Genomic DNA, 2,813 nt, shown 5'->3' with positions numbered 1-2,813 from the left:
CCGGCGCCGTGCCCTGGCCCTCCTGGAAAATTCTCCGAGAGAACCTTCGTGAGGAGGTCAAGGAGCAGGCATTATGCGCCGAATAGCACAGAATTCGTGGGGATCCTTCAGGGGTAGTCCCCCGGCAAAGCCGGGGGATTACCTTATTTATTTATTCAGAAAATAAATGAACCTGCAAGTGCTTATCCAAAATAAGCACTTGCAGGACACTTATCTAACAAACATCATGAAGTTACCAACAAGCATTAGTGAATCTTCACATCATACCCAAGTGCTCGTAGTCCCTTACTCGTTCTACCATTGCGAGGCGGACAAAGCTCCGGTCTAGCCCATCCGGTCATCTCTGATATCTGGTTGATACCAAAATGGGGGAATTTCCGCTTCTCGCTATATGCTGCCTCAAATAGCCTATCTACAATATCTTCTGGTTTACCTGTATCCATGACATAAACCAGCAAGTCTGTGATGGTTTGTCCTGACTTATTCTTCCTTGCCCACAACCACTCAGCAAAAGCTTCAACTCGCTCTGGGAGTGACACCCAAGACTCATCAATACCTAAAACCTCAAGCTTCATACGTTTAACATGGTCAAAGGTCGAATGATTCGACTTACAGACCTCTACGAAGCCCTCAACAGTCAAGTTATTGATGTTCTCAGGGGATAAAAGCTCATGAATGACAGGAGCCCTTTCATGGCAGTTATGGTCTTCATCGGAAGGTGGCTCTGGGAGCCTAGACCACCACTGAAGCCCCTCCTCTAAAGCCTTCGCTGGATCGGCTTTATTCTTGCTGTAAAAGTCTTCATATGGGTGCTTTGCACCATCTTTGACCTTGTTGTAATAGTAGGCATGTAAGAACTGGTCAGCCTGCCACTCTGCGGGAACACTCTCGTTGAGCCATGCAGGGCGATACAGTGGAGCTTGTCTAGCGATGTTTCGGAGATACGATAGGCCATCGCCCCACTCTCTGATGAAACGGGTTCTGTGGGCATCATAGGCTTTCTCAGGGGTCGTATGAGTCGCTGGACCTTCCCAGACTTCATGCCTCCTCTTCTTCCTGCTGGCATCGTCAATTGTTCGCAACTGACTTCTTCTCATCTCGTATAGAGCTTCTTGCTCTAAGATAATCTCTTCCGTCAGTGGGAATATTTCTTCATACGTAGACAAATTCTCAAAAAACAACTCTAACTGGCCTAATGAGTCATCGGCAGATAGCTCTTCTTCACTAAGAAATACCTGAATCCGTGAACCCGGCACCCAAAAACGCTCCTAACCCGCTGACCTGCATGATAATATAGCCGAATCAGCCCTTCACCCGTAGCGTACCATGCCCAACATCCAGTTCCGCGCCAGTGGTCGTACCCTCACCAGCCATGCCGGCCTCTCGATCATCGGCCAGTGCGTCGAGATGGCCGGTGTCGACAGCCTCGACAGTCGCTTCCCCACCTCGCAAGGCGTGCGCACCAGCGACGTGGTCAAGAGCTACCTGGGGCTGCTGTGCCTGGGCATGAGTGACTTCGATGCCATCGAGAACTTCCGTCAGGACAAATCGTTCAAGCACCTGCTCAACCTGCACAAGGTGCCCAGCACGGCCACGCTGCGCCAACGCCTGGAGAAGCTCGCCGCCCAAGGGCTTCAGGAGAGTACCGCGTCCTGGTCCACGACGCTGCTGTCGCTGGCCAAGGCCCCGATCACCGCCGAGACGACACACGTCTGCCTGGACATCGACACCTTCGTCATGGACAACAGTAACTCCCGCAAGGAGGGCGTCTCGCGCACCTACCAGAAGGTCGACGGCTACACCCCGATTGCCGCTTATCTGGGCAACGAGGGGTGGAGTCTGGGGCTGGAGCTACGTCCCGGCAAGCAGCACACCATGAAGGAGAGCAATGCCTTCCTGGAGCGGGTGCTGCCGCGCGCCTACCCACTGACCCAGGCGCCGCTGCTGGTGCGCGAAGACAGTGGCTTCGACAGCCAGGCGCATCTGGCGCTGCTCGAACAGCAGCGTCAGGCCTGCGCCGAGGACGGGCGCGTGCTGGACTATCTCGTCAAGTGGAACCCGCGCCGCTCGGCCAAGGACGATCAGGACACCTGGCTGGCGGTGGCGGCGGACTATTGGGAGGCGCTGCGTCCTGGCAAACGCCAGGCGCTGTGGACGCAAACCGTCTCGATCCGTGACGACCACCAGGTCGAATACGTCGTCAAGCGCGTGATGCGCCTGGTCGAGCGCACCGCCGATCACGATGGCCAAGGGCTGATCGAACCGGAATATGAACTGGAAGGCTGGTGGACCAGCCTGGACGAGGCACCGCAGGCGGTGATCCAGCGCTACCAGGCGCATGCCACTCACGAACAGTTCCACAGCGAGATCAAGACTGACCTCGACCTGGAGCGCCTGCCCTCGGGCAAGTTCGCCACCAACGACCTGATTCTTCATCTGGCACAGCTGGCCTACAACATCCTACGGCTGATGGGGCAGCTCGGCATGACCGGCGAGCTCAGTCCGGTGCGTCATCCGGCGAAACGCCGGCGGCTGCGCACGGTCCTGCAAGAGCTGGTGCATCGTGCCGCCCTGGTGATCCACAAGGCCAGGCAGACCATTCTCGATTTCGGCCAGGACGTGGGGCGCATGACGGTACTGAAGACGTTGCGTCGCCGGTTTCGCTATCCCAAGGCCGCGCCATGCTGACCGGACGATCCTGGCGGATCATCAGCAAACCGACGCTGCCGCACTGGCCGGCGGGTAAGGAATGCCTGGCTGTCGCAAATGGCGGTGAAAGGGTGGTGAAACAGGCCGTCAACAGGGGGCAAGGA

General features: G+C 56.5%; 2 protein-coding genes. One reads left to right on the top strand and one right to left on the bottom strand.

Annotation, left to right across the window (positions count from 1 at the left end):
* Positions 1–245: 245 nt before the first annotated feature.
* Positions 246–1,256 (bottom strand): hypothetical protein, encoded by a 1,011-nt coding sequence (locus OP497_RS17400; protein ID WP_280550758.1) that lies wholly within the window; start codon positions 1,254–1,256, stop codon positions 246–248.
* A 70-nt stretch (positions 1,257–1,326) separates the two neighbouring features.
* On the opposite strand from OP497_RS17400, the gene OP497_RS17395 reads away from it, so the two are divergent.
* Positions 1,327–2,688 (top strand): IS1380 family transposase, encoded by a 1,362-nt coding sequence (locus OP497_RS17395; RefSeq protein ID WP_280550755.1) that lies wholly within the window; start codon positions 1,327–1,329, stop codon positions 2,686–2,688.
* Positions 2,689–2,813: the final 125 nt, after the last annotated feature.

The organism is Halomonas sp. 11-S5 (assembly GCF_029889825.1).
Taxonomy (GTDB): Bacteria; Pseudomonadota; Gammaproteobacteria; order Pseudomonadales; family Halomonadaceae; genus Halomonas.
The sequence above is the reverse complement of the archived record's forward strand: the minus strand, read 5'-3'. Positions and strand labels throughout refer to the sequence as shown.